27 protein-coding genes are annotated in these 25,649 nt (G+C 65.7%); 20 read left to right on the top strand and 7 right to left on the bottom strand.

The features are described 5' to 3' along the window. Window positions 1–45: 45 nt before the first annotated feature. Window positions 46–456, top strand: a complete 411-nt coding sequence (locus tag ACIA76_RS02500; RefSeq protein ID WP_397147530.1) for a hypothetical protein — start codon at window positions 46–48, stop codon at window positions 454–456. A gap of 6 nt (window positions 457–462) precedes the next feature. Here ACIA76_RS02500 and ACIA76_RS02495 read toward each other — a convergent pair whose 3' ends face one another. Continuing rightward, window positions 463–765, bottom strand: coding sequence for a hypothetical protein (locus ACIA76_RS02495; RefSeq protein ID WP_397147528.1), 303 nt, complete (start codon window positions 763–765; stop codon window positions 463–465). Window positions 766–946: 181 nt separating this feature from the next. On the opposite strand from ACIA76_RS02495, the gene ACIA76_RS02490 reads away from it, so the two are divergent. The 19 genes from ACIA76_RS02490 to ACIA76_RS02400 all read left to right on the top strand — a co-directional run bounded on the left by ACIA76_RS02490 (window position 947) and on the right by ACIA76_RS02400 (window position 20,196). Then, window positions 947–1,390, top strand: coding sequence for a nitroreductase/quinone reductase family protein (locus ACIA76_RS02490; protein ID WP_397147526.1), 444 nt, complete (start codon window positions 947–949; stop codon window positions 1,388–1,390). A gap of 526 nt (window positions 1,391–1,916) precedes the next feature. Continuing rightward, window positions 1,917–2,372: a hypothetical protein gene (locus tag ACIA76_RS02485; RefSeq protein ID WP_397147524.1), complete on the top strand. Its 456-nt coding sequence runs from the start codon at window positions 1,917–1,919 to the stop codon at window positions 2,370–2,372. A gap of 37 nt (window positions 2,373–2,409) precedes the next feature. Further along, window positions 2,410–3,078, top strand: a complete 669-nt coding sequence (locus ACIA76_RS02480) for a hypothetical protein (RefSeq protein ID WP_397147522.1) — start codon at window positions 2,410–2,412, stop codon at window positions 3,076–3,078. 97 nt (window positions 3,079–3,175) lie between these two features. After that, window positions 3,176–3,328, top strand: coding sequence for a hypothetical protein (locus ACIA76_RS02475; RefSeq protein WP_397147520.1), 153 nt, complete (start codon window positions 3,176–3,178; stop codon window positions 3,326–3,328). A gap of 93 nt (window positions 3,329–3,421) precedes the next feature. After that, a complete protein-coding gene (locus ACIA76_RS02470) occupies window positions 3,422–3,766 on the top strand; it encodes a hypothetical protein (protein ID WP_397147518.1) in 345 nt (114 codons plus the stop codon). A 164-nt stretch (window positions 3,767–3,930) separates the two neighbouring features. Then, window positions 3,931–4,272: a hypothetical protein gene (locus ACIA76_RS02465; protein ID WP_397147516.1), complete on the top strand. Its 342-nt coding sequence runs from the start codon at window positions 3,931–3,933 to the stop codon at window positions 4,270–4,272. A gap of 114 nt (window positions 4,273–4,386) precedes the next feature. Continuing rightward, window positions 4,387–4,707 carry a hypothetical protein gene (locus ACIA76_RS02460; protein ID WP_397147514.1) on the top strand — a complete coding sequence of 107 codons (321 nt, stop codon included), beginning with the start codon at window positions 4,387–4,389 and terminating at the stop codon, window positions 4,705–4,707. Window positions 4,708–4,974: 267 nt separating this feature from the next. Continuing rightward, on the top strand, window positions 4,975–8,154 hold the full coding sequence (locus ACIA76_RS02455; RefSeq protein WP_397147512.1) for a zeta toxin family protein: 3,180 nt from the start codon (window positions 4,975–4,977) through the stop codon (window positions 8,152–8,154). A 59-nt stretch (window positions 8,155–8,213) separates the two neighbouring features. Then, the gene (locus ACIA76_RS02450; protein ID WP_397147510.1) at window positions 8,214–8,711 is read left to right on the top strand and encodes a DUF6301 family protein; all 498 of its coding nucleotides are present in this window, start codon (window positions 8,214–8,216) and stop codon (window positions 8,709–8,711) included. Between the two features lie 227 nt (window positions 8,712–8,938). After that, entirely contained in the window at window positions 8,939–11,608 is a 2,670-nt protein-coding gene (locus tag ACIA76_RS02445; RefSeq protein WP_397147508.1) for a hypothetical protein, read from the top strand. A 29-nt stretch (window positions 11,609–11,637) separates the two neighbouring features. Further along, entirely contained in the window at window positions 11,638–12,516 is an 879-nt protein-coding gene (locus tag ACIA76_RS02440; RefSeq protein WP_397147506.1) for a phage tail protein, read from the top strand. Next, window positions 12,513–14,168, top strand: a complete 1,656-nt coding sequence (locus ACIA76_RS02435) for a phage tail protein (protein WP_397147504.1) — start codon at window positions 12,513–12,515, stop codon at window positions 14,166–14,168. Before ACIA76_RS02440 ends, ACIA76_RS02435 begins: the two co-directional genes overlap by 4 nt. A gap of 36 nt (window positions 14,169–14,204) precedes the next feature. After that, window positions 14,205–14,627 (top strand): DUF2744 domain-containing protein, encoded by a 423-nt coding sequence (locus tag ACIA76_RS02430; RefSeq protein WP_397147502.1) that lies wholly within the window; start codon window positions 14,205–14,207, stop codon window positions 14,625–14,627. Beyond that, window positions 14,624–16,234, top strand: a complete 1,611-nt coding sequence (locus ACIA76_RS02425) for a hypothetical protein (protein WP_397147500.1) — start codon at window positions 14,624–14,626, stop codon at window positions 16,232–16,234. The genes ACIA76_RS02430 and ACIA76_RS02425 overlap by 4 nt, the downstream gene beginning before the upstream one ends. Beyond that, complete coding sequence (locus ACIA76_RS02420; protein ID WP_397147498.1) at window positions 16,231–16,449, top strand: hypothetical protein; 219 nt, start codon at window positions 16,231–16,233, stop codon at window positions 16,447–16,449. Before ACIA76_RS02425 ends, ACIA76_RS02420 begins: the two co-directional genes overlap by 4 nt. After that, on the top strand, window positions 16,446–16,775 hold the full coding sequence (locus ACIA76_RS02415; protein ID WP_397147496.1) for a hypothetical protein: 330 nt from the start codon (window positions 16,446–16,448) through the stop codon (window positions 16,773–16,775). Before ACIA76_RS02420 ends, ACIA76_RS02415 begins: the two co-directional genes overlap by 4 nt. Window positions 16,776–16,822: 47 nt before the next feature. Beyond that, window positions 16,823–17,185 (top strand): hypothetical protein, encoded by a 363-nt coding sequence (locus ACIA76_RS02410; protein WP_397147494.1) that lies wholly within the window; start codon window positions 16,823–16,825, stop codon window positions 17,183–17,185. A gap of 9 nt (window positions 17,186–17,194) precedes the next feature. Then, a complete protein-coding gene (locus tag ACIA76_RS02405; RefSeq protein WP_397147492.1) occupies window positions 17,195–18,397 on the top strand; it encodes a hypothetical protein in 1,203 nt (400 codons plus the stop codon). A 203-nt stretch (window positions 18,398–18,600) separates the two neighbouring features. Next, window positions 18,601–20,196 (top strand): ATP-binding cassette domain-containing protein, encoded by a 1,596-nt coding sequence (locus ACIA76_RS02400; protein ID WP_397147490.1) that lies wholly within the window; start codon window positions 18,601–18,603, stop codon window positions 20,194–20,196. Window positions 20,197–20,214: 18 nt separating this feature from the next. On the opposite strand, the gene ACIA76_RS02395 is transcribed toward ACIA76_RS02400, so the two are convergent. The 6 genes from ACIA76_RS02395 to ACIA76_RS02370 form a co-directional block, all read right to left on the bottom strand. Beyond that, a complete protein-coding gene (locus tag ACIA76_RS02395) occupies window positions 20,215–20,547 on the bottom strand; it encodes a YnfA family protein (RefSeq protein WP_397147488.1) in 333 nt (110 codons plus the stop codon). A gap of 310 nt (window positions 20,548–20,857) precedes the next feature. After that, the gene (locus tag ACIA76_RS02390; RefSeq protein WP_397147486.1) at window positions 20,858–22,039 is read right to left on the bottom strand and encodes an acyl-CoA dehydrogenase family protein; all 1,182 of its coding nucleotides are present in this window, start codon (window positions 22,037–22,039) and stop codon (window positions 20,858–20,860) included. After that, window positions 22,036–22,671: a flavin reductase family protein gene (locus ACIA76_RS02385; protein ID WP_397147484.1), complete on the bottom strand. Its 636-nt coding sequence runs from the start codon at window positions 22,669–22,671 to the stop codon at window positions 22,036–22,038. The genes ACIA76_RS02390 and ACIA76_RS02385 overlap by 4 nt, the downstream gene beginning before the upstream one ends. After that, window positions 22,668–24,020 carry an FAD-binding oxidoreductase gene (locus ACIA76_RS02380; RefSeq protein ID WP_397147482.1) on the bottom strand — a complete coding sequence of 451 codons (1,353 nt, stop codon included), beginning with the start codon at window positions 24,018–24,020 and terminating at the stop codon, window positions 22,668–22,670. The genes ACIA76_RS02385 and ACIA76_RS02380 overlap by 4 nt, the downstream gene beginning before the upstream one ends. After that, window positions 24,017–24,340 carry a hypothetical protein gene (locus ACIA76_RS02375; RefSeq protein ID WP_397147480.1) on the bottom strand — a complete coding sequence of 108 codons (324 nt, stop codon included), beginning with the start codon at window positions 24,338–24,340 and terminating at the stop codon, window positions 24,017–24,019. Before ACIA76_RS02375 ends, ACIA76_RS02380 begins: the two co-directional genes overlap by 4 nt. Then, a complete protein-coding gene (locus ACIA76_RS02370; RefSeq protein ID WP_397147478.1) occupies window positions 24,337–25,632 on the bottom strand; it encodes an ATP-grasp domain-containing protein in 1,296 nt (431 codons plus the stop codon). Before ACIA76_RS02370 ends, ACIA76_RS02375 begins: the two co-directional genes overlap by 4 nt. Window positions 25,633–25,649 lie beyond the last annotated feature (17 nt).

Raw genomic sequence — 25,649 nt, 5'->3', positions numbered from 1 at the left:
CGTGTCGGTTGTGGCGCGCCGGGCAGAACACTAAGCTCGGCCCCCATGAGCCGCCGCCGTAGCACGCGCCTGACCGTGGCGCTCGTCGGTTCCGTAGGCGTGATCTTCGCCGTCGGCGCCGCGACCGCCTCCGCATCCCCGTCGGCCGCCCTGCACGGCGGCACGACGATCGCCGCTCAGGTGACCGGCGAGCGGTCCGGCCAGATCTGCCGGATCACGGCCCCGGGCGTCGATATGCCCTGGCGCCCGGTCGGTTCCGACGGCAGGGTGGCACTCGACACCGGTCCGGTGCGCGGCGGCCGGCACGAGGCTCGCGTCGTCTGTGCGGATCCGCGCCTCGGCGATGCGTCGGTGCGCACGATCGGCCGCGAAGAGGATGTCTTCACCGGGCATTGGGCCCCGGCCTACGAATTCCTCCATCACCGCCACCTCGAGATGCTGACCCCGCGCGGCTGAGCGCATTCAGAAGCGGGCCACCAGGCGGGCGATGAAGCCGGTCACCACGAGCCAGAACACCGCGGCCAGACCGTAGTTGATGATGATGTCCAGGTCGTGAGTGCCGGTGTTGAACAGGCCGGGGAAGAACAGCGCCAGCGGTTCGGCCAGTGATTTGATGAAGCCGAAGAAGCGGTTACCCGGATTCGCGTTGAAGACGAGCATCAGGATGTAGATGACCTCGATGAGCGCGAAGATCCCGCCGACCGCGCTGATGAGCGCCGCCGCGCCGCCGCCGCGAGTGCCGCGAGAAGTGCGATATCTGTACATGGCACGGACGTGCCCGCTTTTCCCGCACCGAAACGGATACGCCGGGGAATCCGGGGGTCTTGACGCGGGGATCTGCTGTTTCGAATAAAAGAGAGCACTGCTCTTGACTGCCTTTCGATCGCGGTGCAGACTGTTACTCATAACAGAGAGCGATGCTCTCGGAACCGGGGAGTAGGTCATCATGAGCACCACCCGCTACATCGGCCCCAGCGGACTCGACCCGATCATGAACAAGATCGCCAACCAGCTGCCCCGGTTCGGGATCAGCGTCATGGGTTCGCGGCTGCTGGCCGTGCGGGGCCGCAAGTCCGGGGAGTGGCGCACCACCATGGTCAACCCGCTGATCGGCGGGGACGGCAATCGGTATCTGGTGGCCCCGCGCGGAAACACCCAGTGGGTGCGCAACATTCGCGTCCTCGGCGGCGGCGAGCTGCGGCTCGGCCGCAAGGCGGAGGCGTTCACCGCGACCGAGGTCGCCGACGCCGACAAGGTTCCGGTGCTGCGGCTGTACCTGCGCAAGTGGGGCTGGGAGGTCGGCAAGTTCTTCGAGGGTGTCACCAAGGACGCCTCCGACGCGGAACTGGCGGCCATCGCTCCCGGCTTTCCGGTCTTCCGGATCAACTGAGCCCCAACCACTTTCGGTGCCACTGCCAGGGAATTCCCTTGTGGTGTTGACAAATCTTCTCGCTTAGGTGAAGCTTTCTGCAGCGCCACAGTTGTGCCATCATCCCGAATCTCGGGATTCCCCAATACTTTTCGATTACGGCTCCGTCCACATCAGTGGCCGGAGCCGTAATCGTTTCCGCTCGTACGGCACGCCCCCGAAATCCCTGTCGATGTCTCGATGACATGCGGGCCGAGCCTGCCGCACGCCGCGCCTCGCCCCCGGCCACCTCTCGCCGGGGGCGGGGCTTTCCTCTTCCGCGCCAACGGCTTTCACCCATGAGAGGAGGTGACCCGATGGGCGCCATCATCATCGCCCTGCTCGAGCTGGCCCTCGAGATCGCACCCGTGATCTTGCCCCTGCTCGGCTTGTGACCGTTGTCCTCGACCCTCTTGGAGTAGCTCATGACCGACCACGACGACACCCACGGAAATCACGAAAGTACTTCCAACACAGGCACTTTGCAGGTGGACGTGCGGGTGAAGCAGTGACGGCGCCGATCTATCCGGCACCGGGGGAGTTCCCGGATTTCGAACAGTTCATGCTCGATCTGTTCACGCCGATCGGGACCACCGTCACCAGCCTGCCCGCCGCCGGTGATCAGATCACCGCCACACTGCCGTTCCTGTGGGTGCGCACGGTCGGCGGCACGCTGGACGGCAATGAGGTCACCTATATCGCGAAGGTGCGCGTGGTCGCGCTCGGCCACACCCGCACCGAAGCCCAGCGACTCGCGGGCCGAGCCCGCGAGGCCATGCTCGACGCCCCCGCCACCCGCGTGAACGGCGTGCTGATCGATTGGGCCGAGGAAGCGATCCCGGCCGAGGTCAAGTACTTCCCGCCCACTGTGCAGCGCAGTCAGGGTGTGGCGGATCTGCCGAATCTCGATCCACTCGGCCAGATGGTGGAGATCGGCTTCACGCTGCACGCCCGCCGCCAGTAGTCGCCGCGGAAAACCAAACCCCATGAATGGAGAATCCATGCCCGCCACGAACCTGATGACGCTCAAGGACGCGCAGCGCGAGCTGCTGCTCAAGCCGCTCGACGCCGCGGTCTTCCTCGCCCCCTGGTACACCCCGGTCCCGGCGCGGTTCACCGATGCGACCGGTGTGCTGCAGACCCTGCCCGCCGACTACAAGTCGGTCGGCCTGATCGATAAGAAGTCCGGTGTCGCGTTCGCGCGCAACGTGACTGCCGCGCCGATCGAGTCCTACGGTGAGCTGGAGCCGTCGCGTAACGACATCACCGGCGACACCACGACCATCGAATTCGAGCCGCAGCAGACCAATGCGCTGACCCTGGCGCTGACCACCAGCGCCAATATCGCCGCGGTCAAGGCCGATGCGCAGTCCGGTGAGGTGTTCTTCGCCCAGCCGTCCTCGGAGCAGATCACCTACTACTCGGCGATCGTCATCGCCAAGGACGGCAACGACGCGGCCCCGATCTACGTGTTCAAGGTGCTGCCGAAGGTGGCGGTCACCAAGTACGCCGGTGAGCAGTGGACCGCGACCAACATCCTGTCGCAGAAGCTCACCCTGACCGCGTTCAAGGACGACACCGCCGGCTACGCCGTCGCGCACGGCTTCGGCGGCGCGGGCTGGAAGAAGCTGCTCACCAAGGCCGGCATCGCGACCGCTCCCGCCAGCTGAGCGCGAGCCCCCGACGTGGGGGCGTGCCGTGCGTCTCCGGTCACCGCACGCCCCCACTCTTATCCGAACCTGCACCGGAGAGAACAGACAGGTCATCATGTCCGCGATTCCCACCCAGTACCCCGTCACCCTGACCGACGGCGAATCCGACTACCAGGTGTTCGACGCCACCGCCTATGTCAACGCGGTGTTCAAGCTCGGCCACCAGCCGGCCACCGTCGCGCCGGCCGCCAAGGCCCTGCAGCAGTAAACCCCTCGGCCGCCCGTCGTATGTCGTTGTGTCACAACAGAATCGACGCAACGACATCCGCGGGCGCCACATCCATCAACCGGAGAGAAGACATTGGCAACCCCACGCAAGAATCCCTCGACCGACACCTCCGGCCTCAGTGACGAGGGCCGCTTCTTCGAGATTCAGCAGGAGCTCGCCGCCAAACGCCGTGGCCCGTACCATCTGACCGCCGATATCGCGATCCAGCCGCTCACCCGCCGGCAGGCCCGACGGCTGCGCGAGACCGACGACGAGGAGGAGCAGCTCGCGATCCTGCTCGGCGACCATTACGAGGCCGTCGAAGACCTCTATGCCGACCGCCCGCTCGACGAATGGGTCGCCTTCCAGAACGATCTGTACGCGCACTTCTACGGCGAGGGCGCCGCGGAGCTGCCGGGGGGATCCTCGGGCTCGTAGAGTTCTGGGACCGCTTCGGTGCCGCCCTCGACTACGACCTGCTCGAGCGCGGCATCGACGTCCGAGAATGCTTCGGGCCCAAGGAATGCCGCGCTCGCGACTGGCGAACCATCTGGCGCTTCAAGGACCGTCTACCCCGCGGTTCGCAATACAAGACCGCACTGTTGCTGGATCCGGAACTGGCCGAACAGGTTCTGGCCCTCGGCGACGACACCGACGATATCGACCCCGAGCCGACCCCGGACGGCTACACCCTCGACACCTATCTCCTGCTGACTATCATCGACGGCCTCCAGGGCGTCCAGGCCGCCGTGATCGCGGCGGCGGGCGCCGACCCACCCCAGGCCAAGCCGATGCCTCGACCGGTTACCGCTGTGGACAGGGCTCGGGAGGGGCGGAGGATGCGGTCGATGCAGGAGCTCATCGACGCATTCACCGCGCCGGCGGCCGATGCCGGTGCGCGGGAGAAACCGGTGGACGAGTTCGATACCGTCCCCGAGAAATGATTCGGCCGACCGGTCGGTAATGGTTCGCGTAAGTTGGGATGAAATCTGGTCGGTGTAAGATCGGATAGGATTCCGAGATATCGGGATCCGGAGGTGAGGGATTAGGAGATGGATATGTCCGGCCATTCCGGCGGCTTCGAGGATGCCTCGGCGACGAATGAACTTCCATATGATGAATGGAATCCTATGGAAATCGCGAAGTTCGAGGTGGCACTGGAGGCTATCGGTCTCGCGATAGCCGCCTACAGTTCGCGCATATGGGCCGAAGAGCATAAGGACGATCCGGATCCGGCGGCCATAGCAGCGCTGACTGCCGCACAAGGCGACCTTGCTCGTGTACGTCGAGAGTTGAAATCTACGGACCGCGCGCAGATCGCCGACGTGCTCGCGCGCTATCCCAAGCTGGCCGACGATATCGAAGCCGGTCGTATCTGACCCTCGTAACTGCGGCCGCAGGCAGATTGTCGCTTCGACGGCGTTTCCTGCCTGCGTGCCGCTGTATGCCGTTTCTCCTTCTGTGCGACCCATGTGAGTCGCCGGATATCTTCGCGGAAATCCGCATATAATTGTTGGCCGCGTCGGCGGGATTCGTCGACTGGTACGGCCCTCTTTTCGTATGAATTCAATCTGCGCGAATTTCGCGGAATTCAAGTTGATGCTGCCGCGAAGTTGACTTCGCCGCCGATATTCGAGAGGTCGATCATGGCCGATTCAGATGCTGCCAAACATATACTTTCGGCTGCCGAAAACAAGCGCATATTCGAACAGAGGATCGTTCCGAGAGATCTCTCTTCCGGCGCTCCGCAGGACCGGCCTACCGTTGTTTTTCTGGTAGGCCAGCCCGGTGCCGGAAAGACGAAAGCGGCCGAGATGATTGCCGCCAAGCTGAACAAGCGCGGCGGCTTCGTGGACATCGATAGCGATGTCTACAAGCAACATCACCCGGACTACAAGAAACTGATGTCCGAAGACGACCAGAAGATGGCCGAATACATAGGCCCGGATGGTCGCGCGTGGATGAGGCAGGCCGAAGAGCACGTCCAGAAGAACAAACTGAACGCGATGGTCCAGGAGATCTCACAGAATCCTGACTACCTCGCGGGTAAGATGAAAGACTTTCGGCAGCAAGGCTTCCGCGTCGAGGTTGCGGCGATGGGTGTCCCCGAGGCTGTCAGCAATCAGGGGATTCTGTCTCGTTACCACCAGCAGGTCGAGACGTTCGGTAAAGGGCGGTTGAGCGTCCAGCGTAAGGCTGACGAATCGTATTCCGGAATGCTGGGCCTTGCCGATCTGGTCGATAGGGGCAAGTTGGCGGACGAGGTGGGTGTCTACCGCCGTGGCGATACGAGTCCTCGCTACCATAACGAGCTCGACAGCGCGGGACAGTGGCGCTCCGAACCCGCCTTCCGTTCGGCCATCGAAACCGAACGAAATCGGCCGTTGAGTCCGCGTGACGATGCTCAATTCGTCAGCGCGCAGCAGACGTTGCGGGCACAGACTCGTCCGGGTGGAACGCTCGGCCCTTCCTTTCGCGAGCGTTTGGATCGTGTCGACAATCTTGCTACGCCGCTGCTGAGTGAAAGCTCGATCGAATCGCTGCGGGCCGCCCGGCAGGCGGTCGCCGACGATGACGACGAACCGAACGGTCCCGGACGCGGAGGCGGTGGTCCCGGCACTCCGCATCGGGATCAGCTGAAGAAGCCGAGCAGGCTGAGCAATCTCGGGAGCAAGCTGAAGGCGGCACCAGCCTCGGCGGCCAAGGGCCTCAAAGGAATTGCCGGTAGAGCAGGCGGAGCGGCCGGGTTGATCAGTGGTGCGGCCGGAGCGGCGGGGATGGTGCCCGGCCTGGTCGCGGCCATGGACAATCCTGCCGCATTCGCTCAGGGGATGCTCGATCAGCTACCCGATATGGCGCAGTCCCTGCCCGGGAATTCGGGTGGTGGATTGTCGAGAGGGCCAGGGGCCCAAGGTAACCCGCACAACGGTGTCGGCGCGAAGCCGCAGCAGGCGGGGGCCTCGCCGAATGCTTCCGCCGATTCGATGAAGAAGACCACCGATGCGGCGAAGGCATCGACCGATGCGATGAAGAAGTCGACGGAGGCGGTGAAGGGATCGTCGGACGGATTCAAGAAGTACACCTCGGAACTGTCGAAGGCCGCCGGACCTCAGAAGTCCGCTGCCAAGGCGACCAAGGATATGGCCGGGTCGCAGAAGAATCTGAATTCGGCCATGCGCTCGAATCCGCTCGGCGTGGTGGTCACCGCGATCACCACCGCGATCAGCGTCATCACCTTGCTGGTGCAGAACTGGGACAAGGTCAAGACCGCGTTCGACTGGGTCTTCAAGAATGTGCTGATGCCTGTCGGTAAGTGGTTCTCCGATACTTGGAGTGGGACGGTCGTCCCGATGTTCAAGGCCAGTGTCGAGACCGTCGGTGGGTTCTTCAGTTCGATGGGCAACACCGTGAGCGGGGTGTGGAACGGGATCGTCAACACCATCAAGGGTGTTATCGGCACCATCGGAAACATCCTGACCAAGGTGCCCGATATCGGCCCGGGCTCCCTGCTGCGCAAGTTCGGCGCGACGCTGGTGGACTTCGCCGGCCCCGACAAGAAGGCCGATGGTGGTCTGCTGCGGGGTCCCGGCGGACCTCGCGACGATGTGATTCCGGTGCTCGCCTCCAATGGCGAGTATGTCGTGAATGCCGCTGCGACAGCACAGAATCTGCCGCTGCTGGAGTCCATCAACTCCGGGGCCGTGCCGAGGTTCGCCGACGGCGGTGTCGTGCACTCCAGCTGGTCGGATCTGCTCGGCGAGCAGGCGCAGAACGCGGCGAGCCAGTTCTTCGGTCCCAGCGGCAAGCCCGCCGAGGACGGCAAGAAGCCTGACCCCGTGAAGACGGCTTGGTCGAAGGCGTTCACCGGATTCGCCGGTGCCGCAGGCAATTTCGTCTCCGGAATGGTCGGTGACGCACTCGGCGTCTTCGGCGCGGACTCGGTGCCCTATCTGTTCCAGGCGGTCGTGGGCGCGAACAATGCCATCGCGCATAAGCGTGCCGAGGATGCCAAGCCCGCGGAGGAGAACCCCGAATCCACTGTGCCGTCCGATGATTCGGCCGATGCACCGGAGCAGGAGCCGCAGCCGGGTGGATTGCCCGCGAAGGCGCTCTCGCTGATCGAACTCGCCAAGGGCGTGGAAGGGGCGAAGTACGACTGGGGCGGCCGCCATTGGGGCGACTGCTCGGGCGCGGTGGCGGCACTGGCCAACTTCGCGGCCGGTTGGGATCCGTTCGCTACCCGATTCTCCACCGCCGACGAGGCGGCCGAACTGCTGAAGCGCGGCGCTCAATGGGGTTCCGGTTCCGAGGGCAGCCTCAATATCGGCTGGTACCACAACGGTGGCACGGACGGACACACCGCGGCCACCCTGCCGAACGGCGTGAACTTCGAGATGGGCGGCAATCGCGGCAACGGCCAGTACGGCGGCAGCGCGGCGGGCGCGTCACACCCCGCGTTCAACCACCATATGCACTTCCCAGCCGCCCGTTTCCTGGCGAGCGGCGGCGCCGTACGCGGGGCGGGTTCCTCCATCGGCGACCTCATCCCCGCCTGGCTGTCCGACGGCGAATTCGTCGTCAACGCCAAGGCCGCCGACGCCAATCGCTCACTCCTGCAAGCGATCAACGACGGTACCAACGGCCTGGCCGGCCTGACGCAGTCCTTGCCCATCCCCTCGCGTGCCTTGGCCGGAGTGGGTGCCGAGACGAACGTCGACCAGGGCACGACGATCCACATGTCGACCCCGGACGTGGACACCGCCTTCCAGAAGGCCAAAACCTGGGAGGCCCAGCGGGCTTTGACATACGTAGGGCGCTGGGCTTGATCCGAGGCGCGCCGATCACCGAGATCTATCCATCATCGTGAAGGAAGTAGTATCCAACCATGCATGCCGACCTCGAGGGCGCCGCGCAGATCGCAAGGACCGCAGCCGGATTCGATTGGACGTGGACCCGGGACGATGTCGAGCGTTTCGCTCGTGTGGTCGGCTGGTCGGTGACCGAGGTACGGAGACTCGGCGCGACTCTGACGACGGGTCTCTCCGTTGATCGACCGGTGGTCAACGTGCATTTCGGTGGTAACTACTTCAGTGCGGCGGACGAGACCATCGAAGATCTCTCGGTGTACGTGGCCGACGTCGTACCCTCGGGCGACGACGCCGTATCGAGTGACGTCTTGACCGCTTTGGCGGATTTGGCGACTCGGGTCGAAGCGGAGCTGGGTGAGCCCGAGGTCCATGCCGTCGAAGTGGGAGCGGTATTCAGCTGGGACTTCGACGACGTGGTCATCACCTTGAATGCGACGCACTCGTCGGTGTATCTGGACCTGATCAATCCGCAGTATCAGGATTGGCTGGAGAATGCCCCGGATGATGAATTCTGATTACTTGATGTAGTTCGTTCGTCCCTGCACTCTGTGCATTCTTGAATCAACTGGTTTCGATACCAGATCATCGACGTGCGTCGATTTCTCAATCATAGTTCGGCCGCCGAATTCGCCGGGGTCGAAGCTTGTTCTCTGCCGGTCGAATTCTGACGCCATATGCGCGTGTATTCGATTCGGCCTGCAGGTGGGCCTGTCTATATCGGCCCTTCCGATATGAGGTCTTCATGCAAAACGAATCCGACGATTTCGTCGTCCTGCATCGTGGGGTCGATAAGACCGTCCTCCGGGTGGGCGGAGAAGTATTCGAACTCTCTCTGCAGGGTTCCGAAGTAATAATCAAGGGTGACAGCGGAACTTTCAAACTGTTCAAGTCCGGTAGGTTTCACAACGATGGCAAGAACTGGACCGGAAACCCTTTGAAATGGCTCGAGCAGCCTTCCGCTAAGAATGAAGATAAGCCTGTCGGGCCGGGGGATGAGCCGAAGGTACACCAACTCGATAGCCCGCACACGCTTTCAGGTAAAGCTGGAAGAGATATCAAGCGGGTGCTCGGGGAACGGCTCCGAGCGCAGGCCGATGTGGCAGCCTTGAACGATCCGGAGGGGCTGCGGACCAGGACGCTGAGTGCCGCCGCCGCATTCAAGGATCGCAAGGGGCTTGCGGTCGAGAAGCGGCTGAGCAGCAAAGCACGCGGGGCCCTGCGCAAAGAGCTGGAGGAACTGTATCCGGACAGGTTGGATGAGATCGATCGGCTCATGGCACTGGCGGAACAGACCAGTGCCGTGAAGGGTCGGTTCACCGCCAAGTCCGAAGAACTCGGCATGATTGCCGCTCGGGATATAGCGCGATCCCGAAAAGAACACATTATCGTCGGCGGTGAAGACTCGGACACGACGAAGAACGGCAAGAAGCGCGGCGCGAATACGCTCGACCTCGTTTCTGTTTCCGCCGATGGCTCGAGACTGCGAGTCTACGAATCAAAGGGCGGAAGTGCGTCCCTCTCGAGGGATCCGGTCGAGATCCCGGACCCGGCCGATCCGACGAAGAAGATATACGTCCGACAGGGTTCGAAGCGGTATCTCCAGCACAAGCTGCAGCAAGATGAACTGCTCATGGAGAACCTGCTCGCGAGCGATAATGCGGCGCATCACGAATTGTGGCGGAAGATTCGGGCCGGAACCGCCGACATCGACTACGAGCTGGTCAGCGTCGATGAGAAGGGCACACTGACTCATAAGAAGCTCGATATCGGCGATCAGCCGACGGGATTTCTCATCCCGCAGCACGGAACCCCGCCCACCTCCGGTCCGCAACGCGGCAGACCCAGAGGGCGCAGGGCAGTGGCCACCGTCGCCCTGGTGGCCGGTCTGGCGATGGCGCCGCTGTTCGGCGGGGCGCTCACCGGTCGGGCCCCTGCCGCGAATGCAACTGTTGTTCAGGCCGACGGCGACCTGTCGCGGGCGCTGCAGGCACATGCGAAGGATTCGACTTCGGCTGCGGGGGCATTGCGGAAGTTCGTGGATGCGGCGCGAGACGGGGTTGGGGCGCATAAGGATTCCGCCGATGCCTCGAAGTCCTCGGCCGAGGGTTCGAAGGGCTTCTACTCGCTGCTCGGGAAATCGGCGGGGGTGTTCGGCATCGCCGCGAAGGCGATCGAGGCCTGGTCGATTGTGCAGCAGGCGTTGAATCTGGTGATGCGGGCCAATCCGTTCGGGGCGATCATCACCGCGATCACGGTGGCCATCGGGGCGATCACACTGATCGTGGAGAACTGGGACACCATCAAGGTCGCCATGCAATGGGTGTGGCAGAACGTGCTGGTGCCGGTGGGGAAGTGGTTCTCCGATACGTGGAACGAGACCCTCGTTCCGATGTTCCGGGCGAGTGTCGAGAACATCGGGAAGTTCTTCTCGGCGATCGGGGATTCGATCAGCGGGATATGGGAGGGGATCGTCGATACGGTCAAGGGGTTCCTGCGCTGGATCGCCGACTGGGTCGAGAAGATTCCGTTCATCGGCGACGGGATGGCCAAGCGGATACGGAACTTCACCGATCCGGAGCGGAAGGCCGACGGCGGACTGCTGGGTGGTTCCGGTGGGGCCCGGACGGATGTGGTCCCGGTGCTCGCCTCGAACGGTGAGTTCATTGTGAACGCGGCGTCGGCCGCCCGGAATATGCCACTGCTGGATGCGATCAACTCCGGTGCGATGCCGGCGTTCGCCGACGGTGGTGTGGTGTCGCATCCGGTGTGGGGTCTGCCCTGGGCCGGGATCGCCGCAGGCGATGCCTCTGTCGATACCGATGTGCCCGAAGGCCGAGCGGCGGTACGGACCGGTCGATCCCGAAATGCGACGGCCCGAACGGAAAACACCCGGTCGTCCGGATCCGAAGCCGTGACCGACACCGCGGCTGGGCCGATGGTCGATGTCGCGTCGCCAACGCGGTCGCTGCTCGACGCCGCCCTGCGGGAACCGACGGTCGGCCGGCTGTCACTGCCGAAGGGGTTCGATCGCGGTGGTGCGGTGGCTGTTTCGGATGCCCCGGCCACCGGCGTCGAGCTCGGCGGCACCGGCTGGAATCCTCCCGCCGACACCGCGACCGAAATGTATCTGGCCGCAGGAGGATTCGCCGGTGACACCGGATCGACCGGTGGTTTCGCCGCAACGGATCCGTTGCTGCGACTCATCGGCCGGGACGCCGCCGCATTGACGAATGTACGAGGCGGACAGTCGATTCCGACTCGGCCGCTCGGCACCCGCAGGGCCCGTCGCAACACCCGCATCGACCGCTCCCTGGCGATCCATCTGTCCGCGCCCGACGTGGATGCCGAATTCATGCGGAACAAGGCCGATACGAGGCAGCGCGCGCTGACCTACTCCGGCCGCTGGATCTGATACCGAACCTAGAACTGAGGTGAAATGCCATGGCACAAGCCGCGACCATTGAAGTGGAAGGCGTCGACGGCTCGCATTGGGTGCTGGCCGGGCCCGGACAGGGACGGGAGGGCGTTGCGCTGGGCACCACGCCCACCGGACTCTACGACGCACCGGTCACCACGATCTGGAATTCCACGGCGTTCCAGATCGGCGCCACCTACGGCGGTGCGAACTGGCAGAAGCGCGATGTCGTCTTCGGCGTCAACGTCTACGAAACCGATTCGGACAGTTGGGAAACCGTCGATTCGGCCTGGCGCAAGGCGTGGGCCTACGACCGCGACTCCGGACTCGTCGTGACGACCGAATTCGGTTCCCGCACACTGCATCTTCGCATGTCGCAGCAGCCGGATTTCAAGCCGCTGCGCGATCCGCATCTGAAGAGCTGGAGCCAGGTCACGATGACCTGCACGGCCGGCGTCCCGTGGTGGGTGGAGGACGATGTGACCGCGACCGCGGTATCGACGATCGACACCAGGCCCGACGGCGCATCCGAAACCCTCTGGCTGCCGGTATCGAATCCGACCGACCAGCCGCTGTGGCTGCGCTGGGTGGCCACCGCACCGGGCAGTTGGACGCTGCCGGACTACTCGTGGGCCGACGACAAGAACAAGGCCCGGCTGATCACATTGCCCACAGTGACTGCGGGACAACACCTCACCGTCGATACCGATCCGATGCAGGAGATGATCGTCTCGGCCGACCGCACCTCGGTGTGGGCGCGGATGAACGGCAAGATGTTCATGTACCCGGTCCCGCCCTGGACCCCCGCGACGAAGGTCCCGGTGACCGTGAAGGGTGCGCCGCCGGGTGCGACGATTCAGGTGCGCTGCCCCCGCAACTGGTCTCGGCCGTGGGGGCTGCAGTGACGAGCCCCGCGCCGATCGAGGCGATCTACCGTGATGCCGTCGCGACGCGAAAGCAGCGGAGAGATCAGCGTATCGCGCCACCGCTGATTCGATTGTGGGACGGCGACTGGAATCTGCGCGGGGTCTGCCGCGCCGAGTACTCCGCGAATGTCAAATGGCTGCTCAACGAGTCCGGCACCGGGCAGATCGAACTGCCCGCCGATCACTATCTGTCCCGATGGGTGATGGACGTGCGCGGCCGGACCACGCAGAACGTGCACATCACCGTCGACAAGGACGGGGCCCGGTGGAGCGGCCGCATGAAGACCGCGACGTTGCGCAAGACCGAGACCGGTCTGCAGACCGTGGTCATGCAGTTCATGCACGACTACGAGGAACTGAAGTACATCCAGGTGTGGAGCAATCCGTTTCTGCCTGCGGCCGTTCAGTTTCCGCGCACGTTCATGCTGGCCGGTCCCTCCGCGTGGTGTCTGAAACTCGCGCTGTTCCTCAACATCCTGCGCAAGGAGGCCAGCCTCTGGGCCCTGCCGGATGATCCGCTCGATCCGGCGCAATGGTTCAACCTGAACCAGGAGAACTGGTCGATGGTGGTGGCGCCCAACGACTTTCTGTCCGACACCTCGGTGTGGACGGTGCTGTCCTCGCGGTGGCGGACCTGGCACGAGCTGGCCGCGACCACCCTGGAGGACGCCCAGCTCATGGTGACCTGCCGCCGATGGCTCACCGGTGATCCGCCGCCCTGGCAGGGGGCGAAACTGCGGCACGGCTGCCTGATCTTCGACATCGTGGACAAATCCGGATATTACGAGAAAACCGGTACCTCCCAGGGTGGTTCGGTGCTGGACGGCCTGGTGCATACGGTCCAGAAGTTCATCAACGACTCCTTCGAGGAGTCGTCGAAGGAGCTGCCGGATCCGAATGCGTCCGAGGAATATCAGCGGCCCGATTGGCTGGGCACGCGGCCGAGTAACCCCTGGGTGGTGTACCGGGAATCCGAGTACACCGGCATCCAGACCTCCGAATTCACCATCTCGCCCGCCACCGCGGTGCAGATCAACTGCGGCGGCAACAGCCCGTACGGCGTGAACGAGGGTATCTCGGCCGCGGTGAATCTCGCCGGCGACCTGGCCGCCAACGCCCTTGCCGGTGTCACCGGTGTGCCACTCGGCGGTTCCATCGATGCCTTCCTGCATCCGCTGTACAAGGACACCATCCTGGCCTGGATGTCGTTCAAGTCGCCGCTTCGCGCACCGAGGATGGGGTGGTCGCACTACTTCGAGCATTTCCAATCCGGCGCGGATAAGGCGTACACGTTGAGCGCGCTGATCACACTGCGTGCGGGGCTCTGGGCGACACGGTCTTTCACCAGTCACAGGCTCACCGTCGCCGACGGAGCGCCGTATCTGATCGGCGACAACGGGCAGGGGCACTACTTCCTCGGAGATCGCATCGGCTCGACCGTGGCCGGGATGCCGCCCGGTCAGATCTTCGTGGATCAGGTGACGGCGCTGGAGCTTTCGTGGAAGCGCGGCGTCACGCCCGCGTGGCAGATCACCATCGGCGATGACAAGGCACTGGAGGATCCGGTCGCCCGCGCCCTGCGGCATATCCAGGGAATCATGGGCGACCTGCACGACCTCGGCGTGATGTGAAGTCACGCAAGACAATTCGATAGACGGAGAGATTTCATGGCGCTTCCGTTGCAGCACGAATGCGATCCCGGCAATCCGTCGGATGTGTTCGTCTGGGCGTTGGTCGGGTTGCCCGGCCCGCGGAACGGTCCACTGCTCGTACCGCCGCAGGTGCTGGGCCAGTGGTCGAAACACCTGTGGGACATCGGTTTCCGGCATCATCCGGAGGAACAGACGCTCGAGTACCAGCCGTCCGTGCCCGGTGGCGAGCATTGGATCGGTCAGGCGGGCCGCTGGGTTCCGATCGGCACCCCGATGCCGCCGGAGCTCACGGTGCCCTCGGTGACGGATATGTCGGCCGAGGAGCGCCGCCTGCTGATCGAGCAGCTGCGGGCCTCCGGTGAGCTGGCCCATCTCGTCGACCGGCGCGAGCTGGAACCCGATGTGGCACAGGAGAGTACCTACGAGGGTGGCGCATGACCTCACCGGATCGCACACTGCCCGATGGCGCCTACACCAACAGGCCCGACCGCACCGTCGGAAGCCTCGCCAAGGTCACCGAGGCCTCGGCCAAGGCGGCGATGCAGGCCGACGTGCTCAAGTCCTACACACCGGTCCAGGTCAACATGGGCAAGGTGATGGAGGCGGGCTTCGATATGTTCGCGGCCAACCTGTGTGACGCCATCACCGGTCTGACCGGCGGGTTGATCGACCTGTCCGGCTGGGCGCGGCAGCTGCGCAGCGACGCCGAGAAGGCCATGCGGGATGCCCGGGGCGCGCAGAAGAGCGCGGATACCGCCCAGCAGACCGCCGACAATCAGACTCCGGTCATCAAGGCGACGAATTCGCGGGTGCAGGTGGTCGTCGACGGACTGCCGCTGCGGCCCTATTGGGAGACGATGAATCTGACCGAGGAGTCGTCGTTCCCGCGGACCCTGCTCCATTCCAACCTGTGGAGCGTTGCGGGCCAGGCCATCTCGGGATGGGACGCGCTCACCTTTCCCGCGGCGGGTGGAAACGCGACGCTGTGGTGGTTGACCACTCCGCGCTATGCCCCACCGGCGAATTCCATGGAGGGTGCGTTCATTCGCTGTCTGTACGACGGCGGCCGCCGGGTCGTCACCTATATCCCCGATGATGTGTCCAATCCGTGCGAGCTGTATGTGGTGGTCGGCAGGATGCTGGACACCGGCGATGTCAAGATCGAATGGGTTTCGGAGAACCAGACGCCGCTCATCACCAATTCGAAGTTCGAGCGATCCGTGCAGCTGCCGGAGGATGTCGTCTTCTCGACCGGTGAAACCGCCTTCGTCGGCATTCAGCAACGAGGGAGCGGCAATCCTCGGCAGCTGCTCGGGATTCCCTCGGTCGATATCCCGCGGGCGCCGGAAGTGTGGCCTCCGCAGATCAAATCGAGCTTCGCGAGCTCCTCGGCGCTGATCGCGGGCACCGTCATTCCCCGTAATGGTCTGCGATTCACGTCGATCTACACGCCCTATCTGGCGCTCGGCAAGGCGCTGGTCACCGGGAATCCGGTCAAGCTGATCTTCTTCGAGGACTTCGAGGAGGGGATGCCGGAATCGCTGGTCCGGATGTCGCCGTTGTACGCCACCGTCGAGAAGGGCGTGTTCGTGGCGTGGGGCGGCGATGACGGGCTGCGCCGCTATATCTACGGACGCAACCTCAATTATGACGACCAGATGGTCACCGGGCGCATTCGCAATCCCACTGGCCGGGTCTCCTGGCTGGTCCTTCGATCCGATGTGGGCAACAAGTCCTGCGTCGCGCTGTGTATCAACCAGGGCGGCGTCTCCCTCTGCCGGGTCACCGGCGCAACCACTTTCACCAGTCTCGCCAGTGTGGGGATCGCCATCGCCGACGACACCGAAATTCGGCTGAGGGCGGTCGGCAACGTGTTCACCGCCGAAAAGAAGTCCGACGGGGTCTGGAGGTCGATCCTGACCTACCCCGATACCGACAACGTTCTACCGAAAGGCTCCGCCTACCGCTACGTCGGGCTCGGCACCGAACGCAACAGCTGGGTCAACGGCGGCGGCTGGGGAGATTGGAAGGCAGAGGATCTATGACGACCCTGGTGACGATCGACGGCTATGAGCTGTCGCTGACCATGACGAATGGGCTGCTGACGGTGTCGACCGTCGGCACGGCCGGTCCCGTTCCGCGGGGCAGCCTGTATCTCGGCGCGCTCGAGCCCGAAGCCGCGCCGACATTCATCGAACCCGATCCGGTCGACCATCCGGTCGAAATGGTCGGAGTATGGCCTACGACAGGAGAATCATGACCGAGCAGACACAGCTCGGGTACGACCCGATCAGCCGCACGCTGGTGTTGTCCAAGGGCGCCGATTTCGTGCAGACCCTGGCACTGGCCGACGGCAAGTTCTTCCCGACCGGCACCGCCGTGCGCCTGGTGCTGCTCGATGCCGGGGAGCAGACACTCGATACCTGGAATGCGGTGGTCACCGCCACCGAGGCCAGGTTCGTCGTGCAATCCGAATTCGCGGATGCGATCCCCAGCGGGGCGAAGTATCGCCTCTACGTGTCGTATTCGACGACGCCCAGCACCGAATACCTCTGGTTCTACGGCGCCGTGCGCCGCAAGCAGTAGCCGAATCGGCTGCCGCACAACCCCTCTCAACTCAAGGAGAATTCCTCATGGCTATTGCCGTCGCCGCTGTCCGCCAGGCGCTCGCCGATGCGTACAAGATGATCGCGGGCGCGCCCGCCGCATATGTGAGCGTCCATTACGCCGATCCGGGTATCACCGGTGCCAACGAGGCCAAGGATGGCGCGCCCGCCTATGCGCGTAAGCAGACCACCTGGACCTCGGGCACCGGCGGGGTCATCAATGGTTCCCAGGTGACCATCGATCTGCCCGCGGGCACGTACAACTACGTCGGGTTGTGGAAGACCGCGACGGGTGGTCAGGCCGATTTCATCGATAAGGTCCTGATCAGCTCGACCACCCTGGGTGGTCAGGGGCAGCTGCTGATCACCCCCACCTTCACCCAGAGCTGAGGACGCCGGATGGCCATGCAGCAGCGACCTCAGGTGCGGGGCGCGCCGCCCGCGGCGCTTGTCGCGGTGGCACCTATCCCGGAAGCGATTGCCCTCCAGGCGATTTCGCCGTCCGCACCGAGGACTGTGATGGTCACCGAGGTGCCGGTGATTCGGCCGTATCTGGTGGCGATGTTCACCGGCTCGGCGGCCGTTGCCGCGGGTTGCGATCTCACTCGTGCCGTGGTCTCGGCGAGTGCGGCCGCGATCGGAGCGCTCTCCGAGAACCAATCATCTTGGTCCGCAATACCTTCCACCGCCGGTGGTACCGGTTCGGCGGGCGCGCGGGTCGTGATCAAATCCGGTAGGGCCCTGTTCGCGGCGGCACCGGCGGCGACCGGCGCCGCCGATGCCGAGATCAAGGTCGCTGAGGTGGCCTCGGCGGGCTCGGAAGGTGTTGCCACCGTTGTCTGTCTGGGCACGGCCACCGCGGATGCGGTGTTCAACTCGGAGGGGCGGTATTCGGGCCGATCGCCGGAGACCACTCGGGGCGGGAGCGAGGGCACGTTGGCCGCGGTGACCGCGGCGACGGGCAAAGTCGTTGTGGCGGTGGACTATAGCGGTTCCGGTGTGTGCTCGGCCACGTCCGGCTCGTCGTTCGCCACCTCCGGCGGCGGTGCCTTGTCGGTGCTCACCGGGCTTCCCGCCGGCAGTGCGGGGGAGGGGGTGCTGACGCAGGTGAGCAGCGCGCGGGCCGCCGCCGAGGCGGGGTACGCCTGCGCCGGGTCGCTGACCGTTGACGCGATCCCGAGCTTTCAGCCGTCGTCGATGACCAAGAGCGGTAGCTGGAACGGGCTGGGCGGTTCGACGTGGGGCACCGTTTCGGGGTGGAAAGCCGACACCGCGCGGTATCCGGGGTCCGTGGTCTCCTCCGATGGCCTGGTCGTCCAGAATTCGAAGGTCGGCGCGAAGATCGCCGCCTCGGTGGTCTTCAGCGGCGCCAGTCAATTCGTCGGCGATATCCCGGTCCGGATCCAGCTGGTCGTCAACACCACTGTCGTCTTCACCGGTGACCCGACGCCGATCCCGGGCGCTGGGAGCGCGGCGGTCACCGCGTCCACGATCCGGAACCTCCAGGCGGGTGATGTGATCACAGTGCAAGCCAAAAGTGATGCGTACCAATTCAATCCGACCGCAGAGACCAACTCCGCCTCCTATGTGCGTGTCACGTAGCGCGATACTCGCCCCCGGCGTACCGCCGTGCCGATGATCCCCGGCACGCTCTACGCCGGGGGCTTGCGCTGCGTTATGGACTCCGCTAACTTCTTACGGGTCTTATTCCCGTTGATCGGAGACGTGCCGTTGCTCTTCTGAGGTAGCCCCGACGTGGCCCGCATTCGCGCGCCGCATCTTTTGCCACCCTCAGGAGTACGCATATGTCAATCACTACTGTTTCCATTTCCGATCTCACCTTCACCTGGCCCGACGGCACCCCTGTCTTCGAGGGGCTCGATGCGGTGCTCGGACCCGGGCATATCGGTATGGTCGGCGGCAATGGTGCGGGCAAGTCCACGCTGTTGCGGCTGATCACCGGCGAGCTGCGGCCCGTGCGCGGATCGATCACCCGCGCCGGACGGCTGGGCTATCTGCGTCAGGATCTCGGCCTGGCCTCCGGGCAGCGGGTGGATGCGGTGCTCGGCATCGCCGAGGTGCGAAAGGCATTGCACCGCATCGAATCCGGTACGGGCGCCGAGGGCGACTTCGAAATCGTCGGCAGCCGTTGGGATGTCGAGGAATATGCCATCGCGCTGCTGGGGCGGCTCGGGCTGCGTTATCTGGCCGACGATGTGGCGCAACTGGATCGGCGGCTGGACACCCTGTCCGGCGGTGAGACCGTGCTGCTCGGCCTGGTGGCCGAGTTGCTTGCCGAACCCGATGTGCTGCTGCTCGACGAGCCGACGAACAATCTCGATGCGGCCGCGCGCGAGCGGCTCTACGAGGTGGTGGGTCAGTTCCCGGGCACGGTACTGACCGTCAGTCACGATCGGGAGCTGCTGTCGCGCGTGGCGGCCGTCGCCGAATTGCGCGGCGGCGAAATCCGGTTGTTCGGCGGCACTTTCGACGATTACGAGGCGATTATCGAGGCCGAGCAGGAGTCCGCTCGCGCCGCGATCCGCGACGCCCGCAGCGATGTTCGCAGGCAGGCCCGCGAACTGGTCGAGACCAGGATCAAACTCGATCGGCGAAAGCGCTACGGGCAGAAGATGTTCGAGAACAAGCGCGAGCCGAAGATCGTGATGGGCCAGCGTAAGCGTCAGGCCGAGGAATCGGCGGGCAAGTTGCGCAACAACCACATCGCGAAGGTCGAGGAGGCCGAACAGTCGCTCGCCCAGGCCCACGAGCTGCTGCGCGACGATCGGGAGATTCGGGTCGAGCTGCCCGGCACCCGCCTGTATCCCGGACAGGACGTGATCGATCTGCGGGAGGTGGAACTGGCCAACGGGCCGGTGGTGACGCTGAGGGTGACCGGTCCGGAACGGATCGCGCTCACCGGCCGCAACGGCGCGGGCAAGACCACGCTGCTGCGGCGCATCGTCGCCGAACCGCCGAGGGTGCCGTGGCGGCTGCTGCCGCAGCGGCTCGACATCTTCGACGAGACCCGGTCGGTATTCGAGAACGTCTCGGCCGCAACGCCGCACGTCTCGGCCGAACAGGTGCGGGCCCAGCTCGCCCGCTTCCTGTTCCGGGGCGCCGAGGCCGAGGTCGCCGCGGGTGCGCTGTCCGGCGGCGAGCGGTTGCGGGCGGCGCTGGCAATGCTGCTGCTGGCCGATCCGGCCCCGCGGCTGCTGTTGCTGGACGAGCCGACCAACAACCTCGACCTACCCAGCCTGCGTCACCTCACCGAGGCGCTGGCCGGTTTCGAGGGTGCGTTGATCGTGGTCAGCCACGATCAACGGTTCCTCGACGAGATCGGGGTGACCAGACGCCTCGAACTCACCGCCGAGGGCCTGGTCGAGGACGTGCCCGGCTAGCCGGGGCGCGGTGATCGGTCAGCGGCGCGGCGCGTACATGATGACGCCCACGCCGATCAGGCAGATCACCGCGCCCAGCACATCGAACCGGTCGGGCCGAAACCCGTCCACGACCATCCCCCAGGCCAGCGAACCGGCCACGAAGATGCCGCCATAGGCCGCCAGAATCCGCCCGAAGTTCGGATCCGGCTGAAATGTGGCGACGAACCCATAGGCCCCCAGTGCGACGATCCCCGCCGCGATCCACACCACCCCCCGCCGCTCCCGCCACCCCTGCCAAACCAGCCAGGCCCCACCGATCTCGGCAAGCGCGGCCACCCCGAACAACAGCAACGAACGAGCAACAGTCATCCCCGAACCGTACCCACCCCCCGCACCCTTTCCCGCGCCTCGCACCCCCTCCAGTCACCCATAGCGGGTGCGAAGACCCGCAAAGGGTGCGAAACATCAGAAAGGGTGCGGCTGCATCGCGGCTGCTTCGGTTCTGCCGCACCCTTTCTCGCGCCTCGCACCCCTTCCGGGCGTCCAGAGGGGGTGCGAAGTGTCGGAGAGGGTGCGGGGGTTGCGCACTGGTTCTGGGGGTGCCGCACCCTTTGTGGGGCTTCGCACCCTTTGCGGGCGGCCGCAGAGGGTGCGAAGGGGCGGAAGGGGTGCGAAAGGGTTAGCTGGTGAGGCCCAGGGCCAGTTTGAAGCTGGGGGTGCCGCCGGTGAGGTGGGCGCCGGCGGATTGGAGGATGCGGTCCTGGGCGACTATGTGCTGGCACATGGTGGTGGTGTCGCGTAGCCAGCGGTCCAGGGGGGAGGGTTTGTAGATGGAGGCGGTTTGGCGGAGGTCGTAGAGGCGCGTCACGATCGAGCGGGCCGTTCGGAAGGCGTGTACGCGGGAAAGGGGGAGTGCGGCACGTTCTTCGGGGGTCAGGTCTGCGAGTGTGCCGCCGCGGGAAAGGATTTCCCATTCTCGGCGCATCGCGGTGTAGACCCCGGCTCGGGTGGCGTGGTAGTCGGCCTCGCATTCGGCGAGGGTGACCTGCAGGCGGTAATCGTCTGCGCGCGAGGCGGATTCGGTGCGGACGTGGTCCAGGGCGGCGCGGGCCACGCCCAGCGGGACGCCGGGCATGTTGCGCATATGCACCTCCGGCTGGGCCAGCGGGCCGGCGGGGGCGTGCACCTCGGAGAACACCAGGGTGTGCTCCTGCGGGACGAAGACGTCGGTGATGGTGTAGTCCGAGCTACCGCTGCCCGCCAGGCCGGTGGTGTACCAGGTGTCGAGCACCTCGACCTCGTCGCGCGGCACCATCATCAGCCGTGAGTCGTGGTTGCCGTGCTCGTCCGGTTCGGGCTCGCCGTCGCGGAAGATGAACGAGCCCGAGACCACCCAGTCGGCGTGATTGATACCGCTGCCGAACTGCCAGCGGCCGGTCAGACGATAGCCGCCGGGCACGATCTCGGCATGGCCGATCGGGAACAGCAGGCCGGCGGTGGCCATATCCAGGCTCGGAAACATCTTCCGCGCAACGGGTTCGGCGAGGAAGTTGGCATACAGGCCGGTGTCCGAACCGATCATGGCGCACCAGCCGACCGACGCGTCGCCGTAGGCCAGGGCCTCGATCACCTCGGTCTGCTCGATCGAGGTGAGCTCGGGGCCGCCCCACGCCTTGGCGAAGCCCATGCGGAACACGCCGGCCTCGCGCAGCAGCTCGACGATATCGTCGGGCATGCGGCGCAGCCGCTCGATCTCCTCGGCGCGCTCGCGCAGCAGCGGGGCGACGGTCTGGGCGCGGGCGAGGATCTCGGCGGCCGCGGGGGCGCGGTCGGTGAGACGGGGTTCGTCGACGATGGTCACGGGGTGCCTCCTGGGCGAATGTCGGGGGAGTGGTCGAAGACGTGAAAGCGGCCGTGCGCGAACAACAGTCGCGCGCCCGGCGCGTCGGTGCCGGCCGCGACCACCGCCCCGATGAACAGGGTGTGGTCGCCGACCTCATAGGTGCGGTCGAGCACGCATTCCAGCCAGCCCGGCGCCTCCAGCAGCAGCGCGCCGGTGCGGGTGCCGGGCCGGGTGGGCAGCGTGGCCAGGGCCGCGGTGCGGGTCTCGCGGTCGCGGGCGAACGAGCCCGCCATCGCATCGGATTCGCCATCGAGGATGCAGATGTTCCACTCCCGCGTGGCGAGCAGATCGGCCCCGAACCGCGAATCCCGCCGCAGCGAGATCGCCACCAGCGGCGGATCCAGCGACAGCGAGACCAGCGAATTGACCGTCACCGCGTCGTGCGCGCCGTCGCGATGGGTGGTGACCACGGCCACCCCGGTCACGAAATTGCGCATGGCGCCGCGCAGATCCACCTCCGGTCGCGCCCCGGCGACCGGCCGCAGGATCGGCGCGGCCGATAATGGCTCGCCCCAATCCAATTCGGATTCCGACCAGGCCACCGCGGGCTCGGCGACCTGCTCGCCCGCGCGTTGTGCCACGACGGTCACGAGCCCACCGCCTGACAGAAGTCGAAGACGCCGTCGGGGTCGTGGCGCTTCTTGATATCGGACAGGCGCAGGTAGTTCGGCCCGTAATAGGCCGAGCGCCAACCGGTCAGGGCCGGATCGGTGAAGTTCACATAGGCCGCGTCGTTCGCGTGCGCACCCATCTCGGAGTGCAGCCCGTCGAGCCATTCCAGATTGGTCCACACCGTCTGGGACGGGTCGGTCATGCTCCACGAGGTATCCATGGAGATCAGGAACAGCACATCGCGATGCGGGAAGGCGGTGTCCGGCACCGGGATTCGGTTGATCGCCCCGCCCCAGGTGAACAACGCCACCCCCGCGCCGTCGGGATTGGCACTGCCGGGCCAGCGGTCCAGCGCGGCGACGATCGTCTCGACTCCCGCCTCCGCCAACGGTTTCGGCGTGGTGCGGGTGCGCACGGCGAACGGATCCCCGGAGGTCTCGTGATGCAGGAAGTCCTTGGCCTCCCAGTAGGTCTTGTCGCCGATATCGCAGTGCCGGGGCGTGGCCGTCGCGATCGCCGGGGCCAGCAACTCGCGCAATTCGCTTGCCGGGCCGAGATGTTGGCCGATCACCGAGATCGTGCCGGGCCCGTCGCCGGAGCGGCTCGCGCCGATCCGGGCGGCGAACTCGTCGGGCGCGCCCGCCATGATCTCCTGCATGATCGCCAGCACCTCGCGGGCATGCGGCCAGTCCCACAGCAGCAGGCAGGTGGAACTGGCCACCGGTTCGCGGGCCTGGAAGGTGAACGAGGTGTTCACCCCGAAGTTGCCGCCACCGCCGCCGCGGCACGCCCAGAACAGATCGGCGTTCTCGGTGGCGTTGCACCGGACCAGGGTGCCGTCGGCGAGCACGAGCTCGGTCTCGACGAGCGCGTCGACGGTGAGCCCGAAGGCCCGCGAGACCGCCGCCACGCCGCCGCCGAGGGTGAGCCCGCCGACGCCGACCTCATTCGAATTGCCCAGCGGGAAGGCCAGATCGGCCTTCTCCAGGGCGTCGTAGATCGTGCCGCTGAGGGTGCCGCCGCCGACGGTGACCAGTCCGGAATCGGTATCGACCCGGATCTCGTCGAGCGCCCGCAGATCCAGCACCAGGCCGGTGCCGGTGGAGAAGCCGGCGTAGCTGTGCCCGCCGCCGCGCACGGTGAGCGATTCACCGGTGTCGCGGGCCCAGGCGACCGCGGTCGCCACATCCGCGGCATCGCGCACCGACAGCACCGCGCTCGGGCGGACATCGACGTAGCGCCTGTTGAACGGGGCGGTGGCCGCCTCGAATCCGGGATCCCCCGGGAATCGCAGACGGCCGCCCACGAGCTCGGATAGCTCGTTCACCGAACCTCCTCGAGATAGGAGACCCCGATGGAACCGTTGGGCCCGTAGCGTTCCCACTCCTCACGCAGCCGCAGCCCGCCCTCGGAGGTCTGTTCGGGTGTGGTGCGGGTGAATCCGGTGATGATCTCGTTGTCGGCGAGCACCATGGTGTAGACCAGGCTCAGCACCCCGGCGGTATCGACCACGCCGTTCACGCTGCCGCGGCGGACCTTTCCACCGGAGAAGTGCGCCCACACCAGGTCACCGCTCTGGTGGTAGCGGGCGATCACCCCGTCGTCGGCCTCGGGGTTGCGGAAGCGGCGGCCCTCGTAGTTGATCATTTGTCGGCGTCCAGGAGTCCGGAGGGCAGGGTGAAGGTCTCGCCGGCGGCCAGCGGCTCGAGCGGTTCGCCGTCGAGGACGACGAGATCGGCCGCGGCGTCGAGCAATTCGTCGCAGCGCTGCGGATCCGAGGCCTCGCAGACGACGAACGAATGCCGCGCGATGTAGCCGCCGGGCGGCAGCCGCAGGTCGGCGCCGGGCTCGACCATGGCGGCCGCGGTCACCAGGCCCTGTGCGTGCTCGGGCACCGTCACCGAGCGCACGCGGCAGTCGTGTTCGGGGTAGCCGAACCGGATGCCCGCCACCGCGTTTCGCGTGGGCGACAGGGTGGGGCGGCGGCCGCTGGAGATGTCGACCAGCACCTCGCCGGGATCGATCCCGGTGGCGGTCTTGCCCAGGAACGGGATCAGGTCGCCGCCGAGGCGGCCGTTGATCTCGATGATCAACGGACCGCGCTCGGTGAGGCGCACCTCGCTGTGGGTGATGCCGTTGTCCACCCCCAGTTCTCGATGAGCCCGGGCGAGGGTCCCGATCAGCGCCTCGTCGCGCAGCAACGGGTCGTCAGCGTCGACGATATGCCCGACCTCTTCGAAGTACGGTTCCAGTCCGGTCCGCTTGCGGGCCAGGAACATCGGCGTGTACTCGCCCTTGTAGACCGCGGCGTCGACGCTGATCTCCGGTCCGATCGCGAACTCCTCGACCAGCGCGGTGCCCTTGTACGGCTCGTCGCCGATGGCGCTGGCCCCGGCCGCGATGCCGAAGGCGGCGTCGAGCTCGCCCTCGTTCGCGGCCAGCACCACACCCATGCTCGCGCCCAGCGCCTGCGGCTTGACCACGACCGGATATCCGATCGATGCCGCGGCGGCGCGTGCCTCGGCCACCGAATGGGTCAGCGCGAACCGCGGCTGCAGCATTCCGGCCGCGGTGAGCACCGAGCGGGTGCGGTTCTTGTCGCGGCAACCGCGCACGCCGTCGGCGCTCAGGCCCGGTACGCCCAGCTCCTCGGCCAGATCGGCCGCGGGCTGCACCAGTGGCTCGTCCCAGCACATGACACCGACGATGCGCCGGCGCGCGGCGATCTCGCGGCCCCGCTCGGCGAGGATGGTGTGGTCGAACAGGTTGGCGACGGTGATGTCGTCGAAGTAGTCGCGCTGCCAGGTGGCCTCGATGTTGTTGAGCAGCACCAGATCCAGGCCGTGCGCGCGGGCACGCGAATGCACCGAGCGGACCAGATACTCGCGATACAGCTGCAGACCGCTGCCGATGGCCAGCAGGGCGTCATTCTGAGTCATGGGATGTGTTCTCCTGT

This window comes from Nocardia sp. NPDC051570 (assembly GCF_044454005.1).
Classification (GTDB): Bacteria; Actinomycetota; Actinomycetes; order Mycobacteriales; family Mycobacteriaceae; genus Nocardia.
Note: the sequence above shows the minus strand (reverse complement) of the source record. Positions and strands in the feature narration are given on the sequence as shown.